Source organism: Cupriavidus ulmosensis, assembly GCF_977008105.1.
In genome coordinates this window covers 4,075,741-4,097,269 of the sequence record NZ_CDRMWP010000001.1, presented here as the reverse complement: position 1 = coordinate 4,097,269, position 21,529 = coordinate 4,075,741, and the positions used below count along the sequence as shown (strand labels likewise).

General features: G+C 69.7%; 22 protein-coding genes. 14 read left to right on the top strand and 8 right to left on the bottom strand.

The window, feature by feature from the left end; genetic code table 11:
- Positions 1 to 17: 17 nt before the first annotated feature.
- Positions 18 to 1,529: a polyamine aminopropyltransferase gene (locus ACWTPI_RS18970; RefSeq protein ID WP_059410881.1), complete on the bottom strand. Its 1,512-nt coding sequence runs from the start codon at positions 1,527 to 1,529 to the stop codon at positions 18 to 20.
- Between the two features lie 296 nt (positions 1,530 to 1,825).
- On the opposite strand from ACWTPI_RS18970, the gene ACWTPI_RS18965 reads away from it, so the two are divergent.
- From ACWTPI_RS18965 to ACWTPI_RS18930, 8 genes are all read left to right on the top strand, one after another.
- Positions 1,826 to 2,212 carry a DUF350 domain-containing protein gene (locus ACWTPI_RS18965; protein ID WP_029043048.1) on the top strand — a complete coding sequence of 129 codons (387 nt, stop codon included), beginning with the start codon at positions 1,826 to 1,828 and terminating at the stop codon, positions 2,210 to 2,212.
- 25 nt (positions 2,213 to 2,237) lie between these two features.
- Positions 2,238 to 3,272, top strand: coding sequence for an SPFH domain-containing protein (locus tag ACWTPI_RS18960; protein ID WP_454732338.1), 1,035 nt, complete (start codon positions 2,238 to 2,240; stop codon positions 3,270 to 3,272).
- Positions 3,273 to 3,282: 10 nt separating this feature from the next.
- On the top strand, positions 3,283 to 4,818 hold the full coding sequence (locus tag ACWTPI_RS18955; protein WP_454732337.1) for a DUF4178 domain-containing protein: 1,536 nt from the start codon (positions 3,283 to 3,285) through the stop codon (positions 4,816 to 4,818).
- A 6-nt stretch (positions 4,819 to 4,824) separates the two neighbouring features.
- Positions 4,825 to 5,007, top strand: coding sequence for a hypothetical protein (locus ACWTPI_RS18950; protein WP_020200389.1), 183 nt, complete (start codon positions 4,825 to 4,827; stop codon positions 5,005 to 5,007).
- A 19-nt stretch (positions 5,008 to 5,026) separates the two neighbouring features.
- Complete coding sequence (speD, locus tag ACWTPI_RS18945; protein WP_020200388.1) at positions 5,027 to 5,404, top strand: adenosylmethionine decarboxylase; 378 nt, start codon at positions 5,027 to 5,029, stop codon at positions 5,402 to 5,404.
- Between the two features lie 98 nt (positions 5,405 to 5,502).
- Complete coding sequence (locus ACWTPI_RS18940; RefSeq protein WP_020200387.1) at positions 5,503 to 5,946, top strand: Cd(II)/Pb(II)-responsive transcriptional regulator; 444 nt, start codon at positions 5,503 to 5,505, stop codon at positions 5,944 to 5,946.
- Between the two features lie 622 nt (positions 5,947 to 6,568).
- Positions 6,569 to 6,988 carry a nucleoside diphosphate kinase regulator gene (gene rnk, locus ACWTPI_RS18935; protein ID WP_020200386.1) on the top strand — a complete coding sequence of 140 codons (420 nt, stop codon included), beginning with the start codon at positions 6,569 to 6,571 and terminating at the stop codon, positions 6,986 to 6,988.
- 431 nt (positions 6,989 to 7,419) lie between these two features.
- A complete protein-coding gene (locus ACWTPI_RS18930; RefSeq protein WP_029043047.1) occupies positions 7,420 to 7,764 on the top strand; it encodes a hypothetical protein in 345 nt (114 codons plus the stop codon).
- Positions 7,765 to 8,041: 277 nt separating this feature from the next.
- Here ACWTPI_RS18930 and ypfJ read toward each other — a convergent pair whose 3' ends face one another.
- The 6 genes from ypfJ to gcl all read right to left on the bottom strand — a co-directional run bounded on the left by ypfJ (position 8,042) and on the right by gcl (position 15,779).
- Positions 8,042 to 8,926: a KPN_02809 family neutral zinc metallopeptidase gene (gene ypfJ / locus ACWTPI_RS18925; protein WP_020200384.1), complete on the bottom strand. Its 885-nt coding sequence runs from the start codon at positions 8,924 to 8,926 to the stop codon at positions 8,042 to 8,044.
- A 119-nt stretch (positions 8,927 to 9,045) separates the two neighbouring features.
- Positions 9,046 to 10,512: a pyruvate kinase gene (gene pyk, locus ACWTPI_RS18920; RefSeq protein WP_454732336.1), complete on the bottom strand. Its 1,467-nt coding sequence runs from the start codon at positions 10,510 to 10,512 to the stop codon at positions 9,046 to 9,048.
- Between the two features lie 65 nt (positions 10,513 to 10,577).
- Positions 10,578 to 11,888, bottom strand: coding sequence for a glycerate kinase type-2 family protein (locus ACWTPI_RS18915; RefSeq protein ID WP_454732335.1), 1,311 nt, complete (start codon positions 11,886 to 11,888; stop codon positions 10,578 to 10,580).
- 82 nt (positions 11,889 to 11,970) lie between these two features.
- Entirely contained in the window at positions 11,971 to 12,894 is a 924-nt protein-coding gene (gene glxR, locus ACWTPI_RS18910; protein WP_454732334.1) for a 2-hydroxy-3-oxopropionate reductase, read from the bottom strand.
- 259 nt (positions 12,895 to 13,153) lie between these two features.
- Positions 13,154 to 13,936, bottom strand: coding sequence for a hydroxypyruvate isomerase (gene hyi, locus ACWTPI_RS18905; RefSeq protein WP_020200380.1), 783 nt, complete (start codon positions 13,934 to 13,936; stop codon positions 13,154 to 13,156).
- A gap of 67 nt (positions 13,937 to 14,003) precedes the next feature.
- Positions 14,004 to 15,779 carry a glyoxylate carboligase gene (gcl, locus tag ACWTPI_RS18900; RefSeq protein WP_454732333.1) on the bottom strand — a complete coding sequence of 592 codons (1,776 nt, stop codon included), beginning with the start codon at positions 15,777 to 15,779 and terminating at the stop codon, positions 14,004 to 14,006.
- Between the two features lie 355 nt (positions 15,780 to 16,134).
- On the opposite strand from gcl, the gene ACWTPI_RS18895 reads away from it, so the two are divergent.
- From ACWTPI_RS18895 to ACWTPI_RS18870, 6 genes are all read left to right on the top strand, one after another.
- Positions 16,135 to 17,070 carry a hypothetical protein gene (locus ACWTPI_RS18895; RefSeq protein ID WP_454732332.1) on the top strand — a complete coding sequence of 312 codons (936 nt, stop codon included), beginning with the start codon at positions 16,135 to 16,137 and terminating at the stop codon, positions 17,068 to 17,070.
- A 266-nt stretch (positions 17,071 to 17,336) separates the two neighbouring features.
- Complete coding sequence (locus tag ACWTPI_RS18890) at positions 17,337 to 18,173, top strand: hypothetical protein (RefSeq protein ID WP_454732331.1); 837 nt, start codon at positions 17,337 to 17,339, stop codon at positions 18,171 to 18,173.
- Position 18,174: 1 nt separating this feature from the next.
- The gene (locus ACWTPI_RS18885; protein WP_454732330.1) at positions 18,175 to 18,687 is read left to right on the top strand and encodes a hypothetical protein; all 513 of its coding nucleotides are present in this window, start codon (positions 18,175 to 18,177) and stop codon (positions 18,685 to 18,687) included.
- Between the two features lie 48 nt (positions 18,688 to 18,735).
- A complete protein-coding gene (locus ACWTPI_RS18880) occupies positions 18,736 to 19,242 on the top strand; it encodes a hypothetical protein (protein ID WP_454732329.1) in 507 nt (168 codons plus the stop codon).
- 59 nt (positions 19,243 to 19,301) lie between these two features.
- Positions 19,302 to 20,219 (top strand): LysR family transcriptional regulator, encoded by a 918-nt coding sequence (locus ACWTPI_RS18875; RefSeq protein WP_020200374.1) that lies wholly within the window; start codon positions 19,302 to 19,304, stop codon positions 20,217 to 20,219.
- The gene (locus ACWTPI_RS18870) at positions 20,216 to 20,587 is read left to right on the top strand and encodes a DUF2784 domain-containing protein (protein WP_454732328.1); all 372 of its coding nucleotides are present in this window, start codon (positions 20,216 to 20,218) and stop codon (positions 20,585 to 20,587) included. Before ACWTPI_RS18875 ends, ACWTPI_RS18870 begins: the two co-directional genes overlap by 4 nt.
- Positions 20,588 to 20,590: 3 nt before the next feature.
- On the opposite strand, the gene ACWTPI_RS18865 is transcribed toward ACWTPI_RS18870, so the two are convergent.
- Complete coding sequence (locus tag ACWTPI_RS18865; RefSeq protein WP_454732327.1) at positions 20,591 to 21,427, bottom strand: crotonase/enoyl-CoA hydratase family protein; 837 nt, start codon at positions 21,425 to 21,427, stop codon at positions 20,591 to 20,593.
- Positions 21,428 to 21,529: the final 102 nt, after the last annotated feature.

The window sequence follows — 21,529 nt, the reverse complement described above, 5'->3', positions numbered from 1 at the left end:
CGGTCGATGCCGCGGCGCTAGCGAATGACATTGCGCCAGTCCTGCTCGAAGTCATGCACCAGCGTCTGCTCGTTGAGCCGGTTCGCGCGCGCCTCGCGCGGCGCCATGTCGGCCGGGAAGCGGAACATCAGCGCGGTGCTGTCGGCGTCGAGGAATTTCATCGGCACGTCATAGTGCGTGGGCGGCGTGTAGTCGGCGCGCTTGCCGGCCAGGATGAAGCCCCATTCGCCGAACGACGGCACGTAGGCGTGATAGGGCCAGGTATGCAGGCCGGCCTCGCGCAGCGTGGCGTCGATGTCCCAGAACGAGCGCGGCGCGAAGTACGGCGAGGTGGACTGCACCACCGCGTAGCCCTTCTCGGCCAGATGGTGCGCGAGCAGCCTGTACATCGGCACCGAGTACAGCTTGCCGAGGCCGAAGTTGGACGGGTCGGGCAGGTCGACCACGATGGCGTCGAACATGTCGTCGTGCTGCTCCAGCCATTGCGCGGCGTCGGCGTTGACCACGCGCACGCGCGCGTCGGTGAGCGAGCCCCGGTTCAGCGCCACCAGCGGCGCGCTGCGCGAGAACAGCGTGGTCATGGCGGGGTCGAGGTCCACCAGCGTGACGTGCTCGATGTTGCGGTGCTTGAGGATCTCGCGCGCGGCCAGGCCGTCGCCGCCGCCGATCACCAGCACGCGGCGCGCCCACGGCAGCGCCTGCAGCAGCGGGTGCACCAGCGCCTCGTGGTAGCGGTGCTCGTCGCGCGAGGAGAACTGCAGGTTGCCGTTGATGTACAGGCGCAGGTCGTCCTTCCAGCGCGTGATCACCAGCCGCTGGTACGGCGTGCTTTGGCTGTGGATGATCTCGTCGCCGAACATGCCGCGCTCGGCCCAGTGCGTGAGTTGCCCCGAGCCGAGGAAGCCGCCGGCCAGCAGCGCGAGCACCAGCGAGGCACGCAGCAGGCGCGGCACCACCGCCTTGAGCTCGGCGCGGAAGATGTGGATCGTGACCAGCGCCACGCCGGCGTTGAGCATGCCGAACAGGAAGCCCGTGCGCGACAGCCCCAGGCGCGGCGCCAGCACCAGCGGGAACACCAGCGACACCGCCAGCGCGCCGAGGTAGTCGAACGTCAGCACGCGGCTGACCAGCTCGCTGAAGGCGTTGCGGCGCGCGTTGAGCACGCGCATCACCAGCGGGATCTCCATGCCGACCAGCACGCCGAGCACGAACACCAGCGCGTAGAGCGCGGTGCGGAACGGCGCCGACAGCCACGCGAACACCACGAACAGCAGCGCCGCCGAGACGCCGCCGAGCAGGCCGATCAGGATCTCGATGTCGATGAAGCGCGCCAGCACGTCCTCGTCCTTCACGTAGCGCGACAGCCACGAGCCCACGCCCATCGCGAACAGGTAGCAGCCGATGATCGAGGAGAACTGGAGGATGGAGTCGCCCAGCAGGTAGCTGGACAGGGCGCCGGCGATCAGCTCGTAGCCGAGCCCGCAGGACGCCACGATCAACACCGAAAGAACAAGGGTACGGTCGCGCATCGGTTCGGGTGCGTTGCGGGGGCGGGAAGCGGGCAAGAGGCGAGAAGAAGGACGGGAAGGGACGGGAGGGCCGGCGCGGCGGCCCGGCGCGGGCCGGCGGCATGGCGCCCGCCGGATTGCAAATTGTTGCGATGTACGTAAATGGACGACGATATACTTGAGCGCCACATACCTGAGCGCCGCATACCTGAGCACTACATGCCGCCGCGCGGCCGTCCCCATCATCCTGTACGGATCATGCGTGCTGAACGGACGGCTTGCCGCGGCGCCACGGAACCCGCCGGAGAACATCGATGATGCAAGGCATCTACGCTTACGTGCTGCACCTGCTGGCCGGCCTGGCGCTGCTGGCCGTGTTCGTCGGAGTCTACACCAGGATCACGCCGTTCCGCGAGTTCGCGCTGATCCGCCAGGGCAACCTCGCGGCGGCGCTGTCGCTGTCGGGCGCGATGATCGGCTTCTGCTTCACGCTGTCGTCCAGCATCCAGCACAACGACACCTTCCTGATGTTCGTGCTGTGGGCGGTCGGGGCCATGCTGGTGCAGGCGCTGGCCTATGCCGGGCTGGCGCGCGCGCTGCCCGACATGGACGCGGCCATCGAATCGAACAACGTCGGCATGGGCGGGCTGATGGGCGCCATCTCGGTCACGGTCGGCGCCATCAACGCCGCCTGCCTGTCCTGAAACATCGCGCAACCTGGGGATTGCCATGAGCATCGGATCGTTCATCAAGAAGCAGTTCATCGACATCATCCAGTGGACCGAGGACAGCGATGGCGTGCTGGCCTGGCGCCACCCGATGGAGGACATGGAAATCCAGTACGGCGGCAGCCTCACCGTGCGCGAGTCGCAGATGGCGGTGTTCGTCAACGAAGGCAAGATCGCCGACGTGTTCGGGCCCGGCATGTACAAGCTCACCACGCAGACGCTGCCGGTGCTGACCTACCTGAAGAACTGGGACAAGCTGTTCGAGTCGCCCTTCAAGTCGGACGTGTATTTCTTCAGCACGCGCCTGCAGATCGGCCGCAAGTGGGGCACGGCGCAGCCCGTCACCATCCGCGACGCCGATTTCGGCATGGTGCGGCTGCGCGCGTTCGGCCTGTACTCGTACAAGATCGCCGACGTGGCGAAGTTCTACACCGAGATCAGCGGCACGCGCGCCGAGTACACGCGCGACGAGGTGGAGGAGCAGCTGCGCAACCTGCTGGTCGCCACCATGACCGCCACGCTCGGCGGCGCCGCGTTGCCGTTCCTCGACATGGCCGCCAACCAGGCGCTGATGTCGCAGACCATCCGCGAGCGGCTCGCGCCCGAGTTCGAGCGCTACGGCGTGGCGCTGGACAATTTCGCGGTGACGAACGTGTCGCTGCCGGAAGAACTGCAGAAGGCCATCGACACGCGCATCTCGATGGGCATGATGGGCGATATGGCCAAGTACACGCAGTACCAGGTGGCCAGCTCGATCCCGCTGGCCGCGCAGAACGAAGGCGGCGTGGCGGGCCTGGGCGCGAGCCTCGCGGCCGGCGCCGTGATGGGCCAGGCGATGGCGGGCGGGCTCGGCGCCGCCGCGCCCGCGCCGGCCGTGCCTCCCGCCGCGCCGGCTGCTGCTGCGGCTGCTGCGCCGGCGGCCGACGACCCCGCCGCGCGCCTGCAGAAGCTCAAGGACCTGCTCGACAAGGGCCTGATCTCGCAGGCCGACTTCGACAACGCCAAGGCCGAGATCCTGAAGAAACTGGTCGGCTGACGCGCGGCGCATGCAAGAGATCAACTGCCCAAGCTGCGGCGCGCCGGCGGCGTTCCGCTCGTCGGCCGCCGTGATGGTGGTGTGCGAGTACTGCCACAGCACGCTGCTCAAGGATGCGGACACGGTCAGGGACATCGGCAAGATGTCCGCCGTGCTGGAGGACTACACGCCGCTGCAGCTCGGCACCGGCGGGCAATGGGACGGCCAGGGCTTCACGCTGGTCGGGCGTATCCAGTTGCGCTACGACGCCGGGCTGTGGAACGAGTGGTACCTGCTGTTCGACGACGGCAGCGACGGCTGGCTGGCCGACGCCTCCGGGCAGTACATGCTGACGCGGCGCCATGCCGCCGGCGCGCAGGCCGGCGCAGCCCAGCTCGATGCAGCCCAGCTCGACGGCGCGCCGCTGCCGCGGTACGAGCATCTCGCGCCGGGCGCGAGCCTGTTCTTCGACAAGCACCGCTACCTCGCCAGCGACGTGCGCAGCGCGCGCTGCACCGGCGGCCAGGGCGAGCTGCCGTTCGCGGTCGGCGCGGGCTGGACCGCGCAGGTGGCGGACTTCCGCGACGAGGGCCGCTTCGTCACGCTCGACTACGCCGACGGCTACCCGCCCGCGGTCTACACCGGCGCGGCGGTCACGCTGGACCTGCTCAAGTGCCAGTTGCTGCGCGACAAGGAGCAGATCGCCGGCAGCGCCGACCGCTACCGCGGCAAGGCCGTGCCGCTGGCCTGCCCGGGCTGCGGCGGCCCGATCGCCTACCGCGCCGGCGTGGCCAGCTTCGTGGTCTGCCCGAGCTGCCACAGCCAGATCGACTGCACCACCTCGACCGCGCTGGTGCTGGAAAAGCAGCGCGAACTCGACGCCCTCCAGACCAGCCTCGCGCCCGGCGACACCGGCACCATCGACGGCACGCCGTACACCGTGCTGGGCCTGATGCAGTGCACCGACCGCGACGAGGACGAAGCCTCCACCTGGGTCGAGTACCTGCTGTTCAGCGAGCAGCGCGGCCTGCTGTGGCTGGTCGAGCAGGCGGACGGCTGGGACCGCGTCGAGGTGCTGGACACGTGGCCGCGCACGGTGTCCGGCGATGCCGTGAGCTACCAGGGCCAGACCTTCCGGCAGGGCTACGACTACCAGAGCGAGGTGCTGTACGCGGCCGGCACCTTCAACTGGCGCGTGCAGGCCGGCGACACCACGCGCCTGACCGAGTACGGCAAGCGGGCGCGGCGCCTCACGCGCGAGACCTCGGCCACCGAGATCGTCTGGACCCTGTCGACCACCGTGGCGCGCGCGCAGGTGGCGCAGTGGTTCAAGTCCAGCCCGGGGCTGGCGCAGGCCGCGCGCGCGCTGCCGGCGGCGCGGCCCGCGGACAGCAGCGCGGACCTGGCCTTCTGCCGCAAGAGCGCCAAGGTCTACGCCATTCTTCTCGCCATCCTCAACGTGCCCGTGGCCCTGGTCACGGGCCGGGGCTGGTTCACCCTCGTGATCGGCTTCCTGCTGCTGTGGGCGCCGATCTGGCTGGTCCGGCGCTGGGCCGGAAAGGACTGAGTCAGCGTGCGTCTGCTTTACCTCGTCTACGGCATCATCGTGCTGTTCGGCACGACCTTCTTCAACCTCGGCGACACCGGCCGCGCGGGCTCCGGCTCCTCGGGCTCGTCCGGCTACTCGGGCGGGCGCGGCTGGGGCGGCGGCTCGTCCGGCTCGAGCGGCTGGTCCTCCGGCGGCGGCCACAAATGAGCCGGCGGAGCGCGCAGCCATGAACGCCCCGGCCCTGCCGTGCCCGGCCGTGCTCGGCCACCACCTGCTGGCCGACCTGCAAGGCGTGGCGGCCGAACTGCTGGCCGACGCCGCGCTGGTCGAGCGCGTGCTGTACCAGGCCGCGCAGGCCGCCGGCGCCACCGTGGTGGACGCGCGCTTCCGCCATTTCGGGCCGGGCCTGGGCGTGACCGGCGTGCTGCTGCTGCGCGAGTCGCACATCAGCATCCACACCTGGCCGGAATACGGCTTCGCCGCGGTGGACGTGTTCATGTGCGGCGCGGCCCGGCCGGCGCTGGCGGTGGAGGTGCTGCGCGCGGCCTTCGCGCCGCGCGCGCTGCACGTGCGCGACGAGGCGCGCGGCCCCGCCGTGGCGTGAGCCGCGCTGGCAGGACCGGGCGCGATGGACTAGACTCAAGGCAACCCTGTAACGACTACAGGGTCTTTTGCCTGATGCAGGCATCACCCGGAGTCGGCATGAGAATCGGTGAACTGTCCCGCCACAGCGGCTGCGACGTGGAAACCATCCGCTACTACGAGCGCGAGGGCCTGCTCGACGCGCCCCAGCGCGAAGACAACGGCTACCGCCGCTATGGCGACGGCCATCTGCTGCAGCTCAATTTCGTGCGGCACTGCCGCTCGCTGGGCATGAGCCTGTCGGACGTGCGGCGGCTGCGCGACTTCGAGCGCGATCCCACGCTCGCCTGCGACGACATCAACGCGCTGCTGGACCGCCAGATCGAGCAGATCCACGCCCAGCGCGTGGCGCTCGAGGCGCTGGAAGGCCAGTTGCGGGCGCTGCGCCATACCTGCGGCGGCCAACAGCATCCCGCCAGCGAATGCGGCATCCTGCAGAACCTCCAGCAGGCCGCGGCCGGCGCCGCCTGCGAATGCCATCCGCATCCCCAAGGCCATCATTGACGCCTGCCGGCGTCTCCGGCGCCTTCTTAAGAGACGGCGGCGCCTGTGCTACGATCCCCTTTGTCCGCCGCGCACCATGCTGGTGAAAAGCGGCGAATGCGGCGTGCCGGCGAGCCGGTCCGCGGCGGCCGAGTGAGCCATCGCTCTCGCCGCGCGCCACGCCGGTTCGGGGAAGCACGCTGTTTCGCGGTTGTTCTTGCCGCTGTTTCCCCCCGCCGTTTCGTCGTTGTTTCGCCGTTGTTTCGCCGCTCTCGCTCCGGACTGCCCACCCACTTTTGCCGCACGCATGATGCCCTGCCGCCTTGTCCCGACCGCCGCCACGCCTGCCCGTATCGGGCAGGCCGGCGCGCGCGCGTGGGCGGCGCCGGCACGGCGCGCGCAAGCCAAACAGGCCACCGCCTGCCGCCGGGTCAGCGCACCGCCTGATCCCGCCCGGTTCACCGCCTGACGTCTCCCCAGCACGCAGGTAAGCGCCGAACCGGGCCGAGCCACACCCTGTTCGCGGTTTTTCCGTCGCATCCGACGGCCCGACTTGTTCCCTGACCTGGCAGCGCCGGGCCGATCCCGCGCGGATCGCGCCCGCGGGCCGGGTCCACGCACCGACACCTAGCGAGGATCCACCATGACGGCTTCATCCAAGCAGCAACCGACCCTTTACCTGACAGAGCTCGACGTCACCCGCCTCGAGCGCATCGCCAGCCGCGCCGGCGCGGCGCCGCTGGCCGAGATGCTCGACAGCATCCTCGCGCGCGCCGCCATCGTGCCGGCCGAGGCCATTCCGAAGGACGTGGTGACGATGAACTCCAGCCTGATGTGCGCGCTGGAAGGCGAGGCGGCGCCGCGCCGCTGGACGCTGGCCTATCCGGACACCGCCGATTTCGACGCCGGCCGGCTCTCGGTGCTGTCGCCGGTGGGGCAGGCGCTGCTGGGCGCGCGCGCCGGCCAGACCGTGAGCTATCGCCTGCCGGACGGGCGCGAGCAGAGCGTGACGGTCATCGAACTGTCGTTCCAGCCCGAGGCCAACGGCCAGTTCACGCTGTAGTCCCGCGGGCGGCGCAACAGCCGCATTCCAGAGCCATTCCGCAGATACGGGAACGCCCCCGGCAGGGGTTCCCGGCCCGCGCCGCCCGCGTCGCGCCGGCGGCGCGGAGGTCCCTTCGCGCGCTTCCCCCGATCCCCGCCAGCCCGCCTCCGGCCTCGGCCGGCCACCATCGCGCGCCATTTTCGGGAGGCCCTTGCGCCACCCGCTCGCCGCCGCCGTTCGCTTCTCGCGCACGCCGTTCGCGCTGCAAAGGCGCCATTCGTCCGGACTTCCAGCGTTTCACGACTCGCAACGCACCATTCGTCGCAGCGGTATTTCTCGTTGCAGGCCGAACCACTAATCTTCAGTTCGTGCTCGCAGCGCAACATAGATTGCCGCGGCCGATGGCAAGGCAGACAAAAAAATACATAGATCAGTTGAAGGAGTCCCAAATGAATGCCAAACGTATCCTTGGCAGCGCCTTAGGCGTATTGATCCTGGCCTCGTCGGCCGCGGCGCTGGCCGCTCCCGCCGGCAGCAAGGTCGGCAAGTTCGAAGTCTATGCGGACGCGCTGCGCAAGTTCGACGTGTACACGGAAGGCGCCAAGAAAGACAAGTTCGACCCGTTCACCGACGGCCTGCGCCAAGGCAAGTTCGATCCGTTCACCGACGGCGCCCGCCAGGGCAAGTTCGATTCGTTCAGTGAAGGCGCGCGCGCGGCCGGTGGCGAAATCGCGGCGTCCTCGCTCGACAACGCGCGTTCCGGCGACGGCTCGCTCTACGGCTACCGGGTCTGACCCGATGCGCCGTGTCGCCTGGCGGTCACTTCGGTGACCGTCTTGCGTCAGGGGCCCGCCGCCCCGTCCTACCGTTTTATCTCCCACCCGCCCGGCTGACCTCCTCCTCCTTCTCTCTCCCGCCGGGCGGGTGATTTTTCCCCCGCTGTCCCGCTGTCCTGCTGTCCTGCTGTCCCGCCGTCCTCCGCGCCGTTCCCGGTTTCATCTCCCCGCAGCCTTGTCCCGTCCCGCCTGAACGCGGTCGATGCCGTTCGTGCGCGCATTCGCGCGCGCGCCATCAGAGCTGCTTGGCGGCGAAGGTGTCGCACTTGCGGATGTCGCCGCTGTCGAGGCCCTGGCGCAGCCAGCGCACGCGCTGGTCGCTGGTGCCGTGGGTGAAGGCTTCCGGTACCACGTAGCCCTGCGCCTGGCGCTGCAGGCGGTCGTCGCCGATGGCGGCGGCGGCTTTCAGGCCTTCCTCGATGTCGCCGGGTTCGAGCAGTTGCTGGTTCATGCGCTCGGCGGTGGCCGCCCACACGCCGGCCAGGCAGTCGGCCTGCAGCTCCACGCGCACCGAGAGCTGGTTGGCCTGCGCCTCGCCCATGCGGCGGCGCGCCGCGTCCACCTTGCCGGACACGCCCAGCAGGTTCTGCACGTGGTGGCCCACTTCGTGCGCGATCACGTAGGCCTGGGCGAAGTCGCCGCCGGCGCCGAAGCGCTTGCGCAGTTCGTCGTAGAACGCCAGGTCGATGTAGACCTTCTGGTCGCCGGGGCAGTAGAACGGCCCCATCGCCGACTGCCCGGTGCCGCACGCGGTGGGCGTGGCGCCGGTAAACAGCACCAGCGTGGGCGGCGCGTAGCGGCGGTTGAGGTCGGTCTCGAAGATGTGCGACCAGGTGCGCTCGGTGTTGCCGAGCACCTTGCGCACGAACACCGTCATCTGGTCATTGGCGGGCGCATGGCTGGGCACGTGCTGCTGGGTCTGCGGCTGCTGCCCCTGCAGCACCGAGGCGCCCTGCATGATCACGGTGGGGTCGATGCCGAAGAAATAGGAGGCCGCCAGCGCCACGATGATGGTGCCGATGCCGATCGTCCTCGGCCCCGCGCCGAAGCCCCCGAATCCGCCTCCGCCTCCGCGGCGGTCTTCTACGTTCTGGCTTTCGGCTTCGTCATCGAGACGCATGGTGGCTCCGCGTTGCTGGTGTGGCTTGTCTGGCTGTCCGGTGGCCGTGGCGCGCAGTGCGCCACGGCGTGCCGGTCAGTATAGCAACGGCGGTGCAGCCAGCGAACGGGAGTGATGTATCAGGCCGTAACCGCCGCCGCGGCCGCCAGCGGCGCGCGCGCCGGCGCGGCGCCCGTGACTTCGGCCACGCGCAGCAGGTTGGTGGTGCCGCCCTGGCCGAACGGCATGCCCGCCGCGATGGTGATCTGGTCGCCGGCCTGCGCGTAGCCCTCGGCCAGCGCCGCGCCGGTGGCGGCGTTCACCATCTCGTCCACGCTCTGCACGTCCGGGCTCACGGTGGAATGCACGCCCCACGCGATGGCCAGCCGGCGCGCGATCTCCAGGTTCGGCGTGATGCTGACGATCGGCGCGCATGGCCGCTCGCGCGCGGCGCGCAGCGCGGTGGCGCCGGACGACGTATAGGTGACGGTGGCCACCGCGCCGATGATCTGCGTGACCTCGCGCAGCGCCGCGCAGATCGCGTCCTGGCGCGTGGACAGCGGCGCCTCGTGCTGCGCGTCGAGCAGGTTGCGGTAGAGCGGGTCGCGTTCCACCTCGGCGATGATGCGGTCCATGATGGCCACCGCCGCCACCGGGTGGCGGCCGTTGGCCGACTCGGCCGACAGCATCACCGCGTCGGCGCCGTCGTAGATCGCGCTGGCCACGTCGGAGGCTTCGGCGCGCGTGGGCACCGGCGAGTCGATCATCGATTCCAGCATCTGCGTGGCGATGACGATGGGTTTGCCGTGCTGGCGGCACACGCGCAGGATGCGCTTCTGCACGCCCGGCACGCGCTCGGGCGGCAGCTCCACGCCGAGGTCGCCGCGCGCCACCATCACCGCGTCGGACACGCGCACGATCTCCTCCAGCTGCTGCAGCGCGGCCGGCTTCTCGATCTTGGACAGCACGCCGGCGCGCGTGCCGATGATCTCGCGCGCCTCGACGATGTCGGCCGGGCGCTGCACGAACGACAGCGCGATCCAGTCCGCGCCCAGCGCCAGCGCGAAGTCGAGGTCCTTGCGGTCCTTCTCGGTCAGCGCTGGGATCGGGATCACCGCGTCGGGCACGTTGACGCCCTTGCGGTCGGACAGCGTGCCGTGGTTGACCACGCGCGTGACGATGCTGCCGCTGGCCACCGACTCGATCTTCAGCTGCACCTTGCCGTCGTCGATCAGCAGCGACTGCCCCGGCGCGGCCGCGCGGAACAGTTCCGGGTGCGGCAGGTGCACGCGGGTGGCGTCGCCGGGGCTGGGGTCGCTGTCGAGCACGAACACGTCGCCGGCCCGCACCGCCACCTTGCCGGCGGCGAAGGTGCCGATGCGCAGCTTCGGTCCCTGCAGGTCCGCCAGCACGGCGATGGGCCGGCCGGTCTCGGCCTCCACCTGGCGCACCGCGTCGTAGCGGCGGCGGTGGTCCTCGTGCGAGCCGTGGCTGAAGTTCAGGCGGAACACGTCGGCCCCGGCCTCGAACAATTGCCGGATCACCTCGATGTCGGTGCTGGCCGGGCCGAGCGTGGCAACGATCTTGGCTTTGCGCTGGCGTCTCATGTGGTCTCCTCTTCCATTCTCGGGCGGCGCGCCGCGGCGGGCGCGCCTGGGTTCATGCGCGTTGCCTACACGATCAGGATCGCGCGGAAATCGTTCACGTTGGTGCGGGTCGGGCCGGTCACGATCAGGTCGCCGAGGCCGTCGAAGAAACCGTAGCCGTCGTTGTCGGCCAGGTGCGCGAGCGCCGACAGGCCGCGCGCCCCGGCGCGCGCCAGCGTGTCTGGCGACAGCAGCGCGCCGGCGTTGTCCTCGGAGCCGTCGATGCCGTCGGTGTCGCAGGCGATCGCGTGCACGCCGGGCTGGCCGTCGAGCGCCGCCGCCAGCGCCAGCAGGAATTCGGCATTGCGCCCGCCGCGGCCGCGGCCGCGCACGGTCACGGTGGTCTCGCCGCCGGACAGCAGCACGCACGGTTTGCGCAACGGCTGGCCGTGCTGCGCGATCTGCCGGGCGATCGCCGCGTGCACCAGCGCCACCTCGCGCGCCTCGCCCTCGACGCTGTCGGACAGGATGTGGGCCTCCACGCCAAGCGCGCGCGCGCGCGCCGCGGCCGCTTCCAGCGCCTGCTGCGCGGTGGCCAGCGTGACGGCGCGGTGGCCGGCGAAGCGGGTGTCGCCGGGCTTGGGGGTCTCGCCGGCGCCGCTTTCCAGGTGCGCGCGCACGCGGGCCGGCAGGTCGATGCCGTACCTGGCGATCACCGCCAGCGCGTCGGCGCAGGTGGTGGCGTCGGGCAGGGTCGGGCCGCTGGCGATCAGCGTGGGGTCGTCGCCGGGGATGTCGGAGATCAGCAGCGTCTCCACGCGCGCCGGCGCGCAGTGCAGCGCCAGCCGGCCGCCCTTGAGCGCCGACAGGTGCTTGCGCACGCAGTTGATCTCGCCGATGTCGGCGCCGCTCCTGAGCAGCGCGCGGTTCACCGCCTGCTTGTCGGCCAGCGTGATGCCGGGCGCGGGCGCGGCCAGCAGCGCCGAGCCGCCGCCCGAGATCAGGCACAGCACGAGGTCGTCGGCGCCCAGGCCGCCGACCAGTTCGACCATGCGCCGGGCCGCCTGCTGGCCGGCTTCGTCGGGCACCGGGTGCGCGGCTTCGACGACCTCGATCCTGCTGCACGGCGCGCCGTGGCCGTAGCGCGTGACCACCAGCCCGGACAGCTCGCCCTGCCAGTGCCGCTCCACCGCCTGCGCCATCGCGGCGGCGGCCTTGCCCGCGCCGATCACCACGGTGCGCCCCCTGGGCGGCGCCGGCAGCCGCGGCGGCAGGCAGTGGCTGGCGCTGACGGACGCCACGGCCGTGTCGAACAGGTCGCGCAGCAGCGCGCGGGGATCGCCGAGGCCGGCCGGGCGCGGCGCCGGCAGGGCGGAGTAGGAATCGGTGGCGTACATGGATGGGTCCGGAAATGCGGTCTCCCCGGCGCCGCCGGGGAGCGGTACTGGCCTGCCGGCGCGGCAGGCCGCGCTGGCGTGCTTACTTGCCGCCCTTGGCGATCTCGTGGTTCGACATGATCTCGATCGCGCGGCACAGCGCCGAGTGATCCTGCTTGCCCAGCCCGTTGGCCGCGCAGGTGTTGAACAGCTCCTGCGCGGTGGCGGTGTTGGGCAGCGCCACGCCGAGCGTCCTGGCGCCCTGCAGCGCGAGGTTCAGGTCCTTCTGGTGCAGCTCGATGCGGAAGCCCGGCTCGAAGGTGCGCTTGACCATGCGCTCGCCATGCACTTCCAGGATGCGCGAGCTGGCGAAGCCGCCCATCAGCGCCTGGCGCACGCGCGCCGGATCGGCGCCGGCCTTCGACGCGAACAGCAGCGCCTCCGACACCGCCTGGATGTTCAGCGCCACGATGATCTGGTTGGCCACCTTGGTGGTCTGGCCGTCGCCGTTGCCGCCCACCAGCGTGATGTTCTTGCCCATCAGCTCGAACAGCGGGCGCACCTCGTCGAACGCTTCCTGCGGGCCGCCCACCATGATGGTCAGCGAGGCCGCCTTGGCGCCCACTTCGCCGCCCGACACCGGCGCGTCCAGGTAGGCCGCGCCCAGCTTGTTGATGCGCGCGGCGAAGTCCTTGGTGGCGATCGGCGAGATCGAGCTCATGTCCACCACGATCTTGCCGTGCGCGGCTTCCTTGCCCGCGGCCTTGAGCGCGGCGGCCACGCCCTTGTCGGCGAACAGCACCGCTTCGACGTGCGGGGTGTCCGGCACCATGATGACGATGATGTCGGCGCGCTTGGCCACTTCCTCGGCGCTGGTGCAGACCGTGACGCCGGCCTCGACGAGCGCCTGCGGCGCGGGATTGACGTCATGCACGAACAGCGTGTGCCCGGCCGCGCGCAGGTGGCCCGCCATCGGCGCGCCCATGATGCCCAGGCCGATGAAGCCGACGTTGCGTTGGTTTGCCATGTGTTGTCTCCTTGGAGCGAAAAAATGAAATGAAGCCAGCGGTTTTTTTTGAGTGGGCCCAAGCCGCCAGAGCCAGCCCAAGCAAGGTGTTCGCCCTCTCCCCTCACGGGGAGAGGGCCGGGGAGAGGGGCGGTTTGACCAGGAGCCACATCAAGCGGGGCCAGCGGTTGTTTCCCGCACGGCGGCATTCGCAGGCGCCAGCCCTCTCCCCCGGCCCCTCTCCCGCTCGCGGGAGAGGGGAGCAAACAAGCGGCGGTCTTTACTGCACGCCAAGCTCCGCGCGCCACCCCAGCCCGTCGACCGTGGTCGTCTTCGGCTTGTACTCGCAGCCGACCCAGCCGTCGTAGCCGATCTGGTCGAGCCACTGGAACAGGAAGCGGTAGTTCAGCTCGCCGGTGCCCGGCTCGTTGCGGCCCGGGTTGTCGGCCAGCTGCACGTGCCTGATCTTCGGCAGGTTGGCCTTGAGCGTGGCGGCGATCTCGCCCTCCATGCGCTGCATGTGATAGATGTCGTACTGCACGTAGAGGTTGGGCGCGTTGACCTGCGCGATCAGGTCCAGCGCCTGGCGCGTGCCCGACAGGAAGAAGCCGGGAATGTCGAAGGTGTTGATCGGCTCGACCAGCAGGTCGATCTGCTCGGCCGCGAGCGCCTGCGCGGCGAAGCGCAGGTTTTCCACCAGCGTTTCCTGCGCCTGTTCCTGCCTGACGTTCTGCGGCTGGATGCCGACCAGGCAATTCAGCTGGCGCACGCCCAGCACCCTGGCGTACCGGAGCGCCTCGCCCACGCCGTCCTGGAACTCGCCGACGCGGTCGGGGTGGCAGGCAATGCCGCGCTCGCCCGCGTCCCACTTGCCGGCCGGCAGGTTGTGCAGCACGAGGTCGAGCTGGAAGCGGTTGAGCCGGTCCGCGATCTGGTCGGCGTGGAAGGCGTAGGGAAACAGGAACTCCACGCCGCGGAAGCCCGCGCGCGCGGCGGCTTCGAAGCGGTCGAGGAAGCCCGTTTCGGTAAACAGCATGGTCAGGTTGGCGGCCAGTCTTGGCATGTCTTCTCTCCGGAAAAATGGCATCCGCGCGCGCCCGCAAGCGCGCGCCGTGTACTTGCGTTGCGGGTCAGGCCGTCTCGGCCTCTTCGCCGAGGACGGCTTCCTCGATGTCTTCGACCGGCTCGAACTCGTTGATGTTGTCGATCTCGGTGCCCATCGCGATATTGGTCACGCGCTCGAGGATGACTTCCACCACCACCGGCACGGAGAACTCGGCCATCAGCTCGCGCGCCCGCGCGAAGGCCGGCGCGATGTCTTCCGGCCTGAACACGCGCAGCGCCTTGCAGCCCAGCCCTTCGACCACCTTCACGTGGTCCACGCCGTAGCCGTCGAGCTCGGGCGCGTTGACGTTGTCGAACGCGAGCTGCACGCAGTAGTCCATGTCGAAATTGCGCTGCGCCTGGCGGATCAGGCCGAGGTAGGAGTTGTTCACCACGAGGTGGATGTAGGGCACCTTGAACTGCGCGGCCACGGCCAGTTCCTCGATCATGAACTGGAAGTCGTAGTCGCCCGAGATGGCCACCACGTCGGATTCCGGCGCGGCCACCTTGACGCCGATGGCGGCGGGAATGGTCCAGCCCAGCGGGCCGGCCTGGCCGCAGTTGATCCAGTGGCGCGGCTGGTTGACCGAGAGGAACTGCGCCGCGGCGATCTGCGACAGGCCGATGGTGGAGACGTAGCGCACGTCGCGCGGGAAATACCGGTTCATCTCGCGGTACACGCGCTGCGGCTTGACCGGCACGTTGTCGAAATCGCTCTTGCGCAGCATGGTGCGGCGGCGCTTCTGCACGTCCGCCACCCAGCGCTTGCGGCACGGCAGGCGGCCGGCCATCTTCATCTCGCGCGCGATCTCGACGAACAGTGCCAGCGCGGCCTTCGCGTCGGACACGATGCCCAGGTCCGGGCCGAACACGCGGCCGATCTGCGTCGGCTCGATGTCCACGTGCACGAACTTGCGGCCCTTGGTGTAGACGTCGACGCTGCCGGTGTGGCGGTTGGCCCAGCGGTTGCCGATGCCGAGCACGAAGTCCGACGCCAGCAGGGTCGCGTTGCCGTAGCGGTGCGAGGTCTGCAGGCCCACCATGCCGGCCTGCAGCGGATGGTCGTCGGCCAGCACGCCCCAGCCCATCAGCGTCGGCACCACCGGCACGTTGACCAGCTCGGCGAAGTCGACCAGCAAATCGGCCGCGTCGGCGTTGATGACGCCGCCGCCGCACACGATCAACGGGCGCTCGGCCGCGTTGAGCATGGCGATGGCCTTTTCGATCTGCGCGCGCGAGGCGCTCGGCTTGTACGGCTGCAGCGGCTGGTAGGTGGCCGGGTCGAACTCGATCTCGGCGACCTGCACGTCGAACGGCAGGTCGATCAGCACCGGCCCCGGGCGGCCCGAGCGCATCAGGTGGAAGGCCTGCTGGAACACCTGCGGCACCAGCGCCGGCTCGCGCACGGTCACGGCCCACTTGGTCACGGGCTTGGCGATCGACTCGATGTCCACCGCCTGGAAGTCTTCCTTGTAGAGCCGCGCGCGCGGCGCCTGGCCGGTGATGCACAGGATGGGAATCGAGTCCGCCCACGCCGAGTACAGGCCGGTGATCATGTCGGTGCCGGCCGGGCCCGAGGTGCCGATGCACACGCCGATGTTGCCGGCCTCGGCGCGCGTGTAGCCTTCCGCCATGTGCGAGGCGCCCTCGACGTGGCGCGCCAGGAAGTGGTCGATGGTGCCGGCGCGGCGCATGGCCGAGTAGAACGGATTGATGGCGGCGCCGGGCACGCCGAACGCGGTGGTGATGCCTTCTTTTTCCAGTACGGCGATGGCCGCGTCGACTGCTCTCATCTTGGGCATGTCTGTCTCCAATGTGCCTGCAATGTGTTCCGGGCAATGCCGGGATGCTGGGAATGGCGGTGATTCACTGTTGGAGGCCATGCTATGCCCGCGGGCGGGGCGGGATAAAGGGAAGCGGGATCAGTTGATTCGATACTCCGAGTATGGAATCGCGCCGCGGGACGTGATTTGCGCTGCCGCGCAACGGGGGATTACCGCACGTTGTGTGACGGCAACGATACGTCCGAATTTGCGGGAAAAGCCCCGCGCCGCGCCACCGCGCATCCCTGCGCGCGCGCCAAATGGCGACAATGTGCGCACGCGCGCGCGCCACCGGCGCCGCGCGCGGAAATGACTCACCGCAAACCGAATTGCCATGCTGACCAGGCTCCCCACCACCCGCGAGCTGCTCGACTCGCTCAAGCGCAAGCCTTCATCCCCGTCCGACACTCCCGCCCCGCGCCACGCCGGCCTCGATCCGGCGCGGCTGCAGCGCGGCCTGTTCGGCCTGTTCTGGGGCTGCTCGCTGGCGGCGCTGCTGGTGGCCGGCGCGGTGCTCTACGCCCGCGCGCGGCACCAGGCACCCGCGCCGTGGCTGCTGCGCCTGCTCTACTGCCTGCTGGCCGGCAGCGTGGCCGGGCTCGGCGGCGTGCTGCTCAGCCACGCGCCCGCGCTGGCGCGCCGGCTGCGCGACCCGCTCGGGCCGCTGGCCGAGCAGATCGACCGCCCCGACGACGCGGAAAGCGCGCTGCTGCGCGCGCTCGCGCGCATCCCGGCGCAGGCGCTGCGCGCGCGCGGCCGCCGCGTCGAGCTGCATCTGCGCATGTGGGAAGGCATGGCGAAGATCGCGGCGCTGCTGGTGGCGGTAAGCCCGCTGGCGCTGATGCTCGTCACCGGCCTGCTGGAGCTGCCGCGCAAGGGCGCGAGCCTGGTGCCGCTGCTGTCGCTGTACGGCGTGGCCTTCGTGGCCGGCGCCGCGCTGGTGGTGTTCCTGCAGTTGCAGGTGGCGCGGCCGCTGCGGCGGCTGGCCTACGTGCTGGCGGAAGCCGCGGAGATCAGCGCGCAGCTCGGCCGCGCCGCGGTGCCGGCGGGGGCCGCGACGGCGCGCGGCGTACCCGTTGCAGCGGTCCGGACCGCCGTGCCGTCGCCGGCGCCGGTGCCGCCGGACAGCGTGGACGGTCTGGACAGTCTGGACCGCCAGGAGGAAGGCCTGGCGTCGCCGGATCAGGCCGCCAGCCAGGCCATCGATCACGTCGACGGACCGGCCATCGATCAGGCCACCGGGCAGGTCGACGATCAGGCCACCAGATAGGTCCGCGCCAACCGCATCCGGCAGCGGCCCCTGATCGTTGAAGTCGTAACCGGAGCTGCGCGCCATGCAGCCGCCGGACTCGCCTTCGCCGTTGCCGGCACGCGAGCAGAAGCGATAAGAGGCGAGACGACGCGCAAGATGGCGCGCAAGATGGCGCGCATTACGGAAATATCCGCAGCAGCGTTGGGAAAGGCCTGAGCAAGCGGGCGCGCGGTGCGCGCTAGCCTGATCCGCGGTGTCGACTTCACGGCACTTCCGGAGAATGAATGGCACGTTTTCTCAGGATGGACGGCAGCAGCCTGCCCGCCCGGATGACCCTGATCGGCGGCAATACCCTGTGGTTCAAGGTGTCGGGACTCGGACCCGACCGCAAGCACCTGCGCATCGCCAGCTCGTCGCCGGCGGCGCGCGTGTCGGTGGTGTCGGCGCGCGACAGCAACGTCGAGCAAAAGCTCAAGCTCGACATCGGCGACGTCCGCATCGCAACGCGCGCGACATTGACCGCGCATACGCAGGGCGGGGCGCCGGATCACGCCACGCAGGGCGTCGAGATCCAGCTCGAACCGGCGCTGGCCCTGCCGCCCGCCGGCGACGAAACCGGCATGCTGGCGCGCCTGCTGCTGGCCGAGGCCAAAGGCCCCGGCCAGCCGGGCTTCGTTTCCCAGTCGCGCACGTTGCTGTCGATGCAATGGATGCGGCATGTGCTGCTCAACCGGCTCAAGTTCGGGCCCAGGTTCTTCGGCGCTGGCAACGCGGGCACGCTGGCGGCGCTGATCGTGGCGCCGAAGCAGGTGGAGGGGTTTGAGCAATATCCCGCGCTGCGCGGCATTCAGGAAAAGAATCTTCGGGATTTTGTGAAGATTGCAAACGACGCCACGGACTCGCGCCATGCTGCCATGCGCGAGTTCATGACGAACGCGATCGCCGTTGCCAGAGGCAGCAATCCCGGCACAGATCCATGCCCTACCGGACTGTACGCGTGGCGGACGGCAGGCGAAGACTCCCCGGGAAAGCATTTCGTGAAATTCATCACGGAAGGCGGGAATGATTTCTACACCCTGAGCGAGGCATTCCGACGCGATCCGCTATTGAGAGGGCAATGACATGACACTTCGTTCTTCCGTCTCGCCGACTCTCTGCATCCTGCTTGCCTTGTGCTTCGCCGCGCCTGCACTGTCGAATGCCGCCGACGATCTTCCGGCGACATTCGGCAGTCCTCCCAAGGGGCGTTTCGTCGTGTCTAAGAGCCCATATTTTCTCCGTCCCGAGCGAGCGATGCGTCAACGCGTCGCGTTCGACAAGAAAAACCGCGTCACCAATCATTTTTGCGTCGTCGGTTACGAATGGCCCGATGGCAATCTTCAGGTGTGGGTGAACTGGAAAGAGGAGAAGACCAACATCCTCTGGGACGGAAGCGAATACCGGGACATGCGCGAGGCAGGACTGACCACCGCGCGCCGAAACCTCAAGCTCGGCCGGGACACCGTGGAAACGGTGGACGACATCAACGGCAGCACCTATCTGGTCACGCACGCGAGATGGCATTCCATCGCTGACGACTGCGCCGCGCACGGCGAAAAATACGTCATCAAGCCGTTCTCGATCCGGCACCGCTAGACGCGCTTCGTTACCAAGCGCCAACCGGTATCAACAGAGATAAGACTCATGGCACATTCTCTGCGACGCTATCTCGGTAGCGCGCTTCTCCTGCTCGCCGCGTTTCCCGTCGGGCCGAGCCTGGCCAGGGCACTGCCCGACGCATTTGGAGAGACTCCCGCGAGCCGTTTCGTGGTTTCGAGAAATCCCTATTTCCTCAATCCCGAGCGCGCGATCCGCAACCGCGTCGCTGTCGAAGGGAAGAACCGCGTGACCAACCACTTCTGCGTCGTCGGTTACGAATGGCCCGATGGCGTACTTCAGGTCTGGGTCAACTGGCGCGAGCAGAAGACCAACATCCTGTGGAACGGCAGTATCTACAAGGACACGCGCGAGAAGCAATTGACGATGGCACGCCGCAACCTGCGCCTGGGCAAAGACACGGTGGCGACGCGGGACGACATCAACGGCAGCACTTATCTGGAGACGCACGCATGGTGGCACGCGATCGCCGACGACTGCGCCGCGCACGGCGAAAAATACGTCATCAAGCCGTTCCGCTCCAAGCCGCGCTGACCCCTGCGCGCGCCGCCTGCGCCAAATGCGCCACAATGGCGGGCAGGAGACGGACGAGCATGGACAAACTCAAACAGATCGAGGCGTTCATCGCCGTGGTGGAACACGGCAGCATGGCCGCGGCGGCGCTCACGCAGGGCGTGACGCCGGTGATGATCGGGCGGCGCATCAATGCGCTGGAGGCGCGCATCGGCGTGAAGCTGCTGCACCGCTCGACGCGCCGCATCGTGGTGACGGAGCAGGGCGCGGCGTTCATGGAGCAGTGCAAGAAGGCGCTGGCGGACCTGGACCGCGCCGAGATGCTGATCGCCGAGGGCAAGCACAAGGCCACCGGCCACCTGATCGTGTCGGCGCCGGCGGCGTTCGGGCGCAAGCACGTGGCGCCGCATGCGCCGGCGTTCCTGGCGGCCAACCCGGAGGTGCAGATTTCCTTCAACCTGACCGACCGCGTGGTGGATCTGGTGCGCGAGGGATATGACGTGGGCATCCGCATCGGCGGCGCCATCGACCCGAACTTCGTCGCCATCAGGCTGGCCACCAACAAGCGCGTGGTGTGCGGCACGCCGGCCTACTTCGCGCGCCACGGCGTGCCGCACACGCTGGACGACCTCGCGCAGCACAACTGCCTGGCGTTCAACCTGCAGGGCGGCCAGCAGCGCGGCTGGTATTTCCAGCAGGACGGCAGGACGGTGACGGTGCGCGTGAACGGCAACCTGGACTGCAACGACGGCGAGCTGCTGCACCGCTGGACCGGCGAGGGCCTGGGGCTGGGCTGGCGCTCCACCTGGGAGATCCTGCCGCAGCTGGAGAGCGGCGAGCTGATCACGGTGCTGGACGACTACGCGCTGCCGGACTACGACATCCTCGCGGTGTACCCGCAGCAGCGCCCGGTGCCGGCCAAGATCCGTTTCTTCATCGAGCACCTCAAGGCCGCCTTCGCGGCGCCGGGCTACTGGACCGGACGGCACGCGCCATGATGGCGGCGTGGCTGGCCGACGCGGTGGTGCTGGCGCATCTGGCCTTCATCCTGTTCGTGACGTTCGGCGGCGTGCTGGTGCTGCGCTGGCCGCGGCTGGCGTGGCTGCACCTGCCGGCGGCGGCATGGGGCGTGGCGGTGGAGTGGAGCGGCTGGATCTGCCCGCTCACGCCGCTGGAGAATGCGCTGCGCGAGCGCGCCGGGCAGCAGGCCTACGGCGGCGATTTCGTGCAGCACTACGTCATGCCGCTGATCTATCCGGACGGCCTCACGCGCCACGCGCAGTTCGTGCTGGGCGCGCTGGTGCTGGTGCTCAACGCGGCGGTCTACGCGGTGCTGTGGCGCCGGCGGCGCGGCCGGCGCGCGTGAGCGCTAGGCGGCCGGCTTGAACACCGGCGCGCGTTTTTCCAGGTTGGCGAGCACCGCCTCGCGCTGGTTGGCGGTGCCGATCAGGCGGTCCTGCTCGACCGATTCCGCCCGCAGGATGGCGGCGCCGTCGTGGCCCTCGCCGTCCTCGCCGGCGCGCAGCAGCCGCTTGGCCGCGCGGATGGCGTCGGGGCTGCGGCCGGCGATCTCGCGCGCGGCGGCCAGCGCGGCGGCGCGCGGGTCGTCCACCAGCGCAGTGGCCAGGCCGAGCGCGCAGGCTTCCTCGGCGCCGACGATGCGGCCGCTGTAGACCAGCTCGCGCAGCCGGTCCGGGCGCACCAGGCCGCGCATCAGCAGCATGCCGGCCATGTCCGGCACCAGTCCCCACTTGATCTCCATCACCGACATGCGCGTGTCCGCGCCGACGTAGCGCAGGTCGGCGCCGAGCGCCACCTGCAGCCCGCCGCCGAAGGCCACGCCGTGCACCGCGGCGATCACCGGCACCGGCAGCTCGCGCCACACCATGCAGGCGTACTGCGGCCGGTTGGAGATGCCGTGCGTGCGCGCGGCCAGCCGGCCCGCGGCGATGCCGCCGCCGGCGCCATCGGCAATGCCGGCCATGCTCTGCATGTCGAGCCCCGCGCAGAACGCGCGGCCTTCGCCGGACAGCACCACCGCGCGCAGGTCCGGCTCGTTCATGAGGCGCTGGCCGGTCTCGATCAGCGCGTCGAACATGGCGGGGTCGAGCGCGTTCATCTTGTCGGGGCGGTTGAGCCGGACCTCGGCCACGCCGCGGTCGATGGTGAGGACGATGCGCTGCGCGCCGTGTGCGGGTTCGGTCATCGTTGTCGGTCTCCGTGTCTGGTTTGTGGCCTGTGCGTGTCTGTGCGCCGCCAGGAAGCCGGGCGGCTCATGCCAATGGCCGTGGCTACGGCGTAGTGGCTC

Excerpts from the sequence above, each read along its gene's own strand:
- ACWTPI_RS18970 (WP_059410881.1), bottom strand. The coding sequence starts at position 1,529 with ATGCGCGACCGTACCCTTGTTCTTTCGGTGTTGATCGTGGCGTCCTGC.
- ACWTPI_RS18965 (WP_029043048.1), top strand. The coding sequence starts at position 1,826 with ATGCAAGGCATCTACGCTTACGTGCTGCACCTGCTGGCCGGCCTGGCG.
- ACWTPI_RS18960 (WP_454732338.1), top strand. The coding sequence starts at position 2,238 with ATGAGCATCGGATCGTTCATCAAGAAGCAGTTCATCGACATCATCCAG.
- ACWTPI_RS18955 (WP_454732337.1), top strand. The coding sequence starts at position 3,283 with ATGCAAGAGATCAACTGCCCAAGCTGCGGCGCGCCGGCGGCGTTCCGC.
- speD (WP_020200388.1), top strand. The coding sequence starts at position 5,027 with ATGAACGCCCCGGCCCTGCCGTGCCCGGCCGTGCTCGGCCACCACCTG.
- ACWTPI_RS18940 (WP_020200387.1), top strand. The coding sequence starts at position 5,503 with ATGAGAATCGGTGAACTGTCCCGCCACAGCGGCTGCGACGTGGAAACC.
- rnk (WP_020200386.1), top strand. The coding sequence starts at position 6,569 with ATGACGGCTTCATCCAAGCAGCAACCGACCCTTTACCTGACAGAGCTC.
- ACWTPI_RS18930 (WP_029043047.1), top strand. The coding sequence starts at position 7,420 with ATGAATGCCAAACGTATCCTTGGCAGCGCCTTAGGCGTATTGATCCTG.
- ypfJ (WP_020200384.1), bottom strand. The coding sequence starts at position 8,926 with ATGCGTCTCGATGACGAAGCCGAAAGCCAGAACGTAGAAGACCGCCGC.
- pyk (WP_454732336.1), bottom strand. The coding sequence starts at position 10,512 with ATGAGACGCCAGCGCAAAGCCAAGATCGTTGCCACGCTCGGCCCGGCC.
- ACWTPI_RS18915 (WP_454732335.1), bottom strand. The coding sequence starts at position 11,888 with ATGTACGCCACCGATTCCTACTCCGCCCTGCCGGCGCCGCGCCCGGCC.
- glxR (WP_454732334.1), bottom strand. The coding sequence starts at position 12,894 with ATGGCAAACCAACGCAACGTCGGCTTCATCGGCCTGGGCATCATGGGC.
- hyi (WP_020200380.1), bottom strand. The coding sequence starts at position 13,936 with ATGCCAAGACTGGCCGCCAACCTGACCATGCTGTTTACCGAAACGGGC.
- gcl (WP_454732333.1), bottom strand. The coding sequence starts at position 15,779 with ATGCCCAAGATGAGAGCAGTCGACGCGGCCATCGCCGTACTGGAAAAA.
- ACWTPI_RS18895 (WP_454732332.1), top strand. The coding sequence starts at position 16,135 with ATGCTGACCAGGCTCCCCACCACCCGCGAGCTGCTCGACTCGCTCAAG.
- ACWTPI_RS18890 (WP_454732331.1), top strand. The coding sequence starts at position 17,337 with ATGGCACGTTTTCTCAGGATGGACGGCAGCAGCCTGCCCGCCCGGATG.
- ACWTPI_RS18885 (WP_454732330.1), top strand. The coding sequence starts at position 18,175 with ATGACACTTCGTTCTTCCGTCTCGCCGACTCTCTGCATCCTGCTTGCC.
- ACWTPI_RS18880 (WP_454732329.1), top strand. The coding sequence starts at position 18,736 with ATGGCACATTCTCTGCGACGCTATCTCGGTAGCGCGCTTCTCCTGCTC.
- ACWTPI_RS18875 (WP_020200374.1), top strand. The coding sequence starts at position 19,302 with ATGGACAAACTCAAACAGATCGAGGCGTTCATCGCCGTGGTGGAACAC.
- ACWTPI_RS18870 (WP_454732328.1), top strand. The coding sequence starts at position 20,216 with ATGATGGCGGCGTGGCTGGCCGACGCGGTGGTGCTGGCGCATCTGGCC.
- ACWTPI_RS18865 (WP_454732327.1), bottom strand. The coding sequence starts at position 21,427 with ATGACCGAACCCGCACACGGCGCGCAGCGCATCGTCCTCACCATCGAC.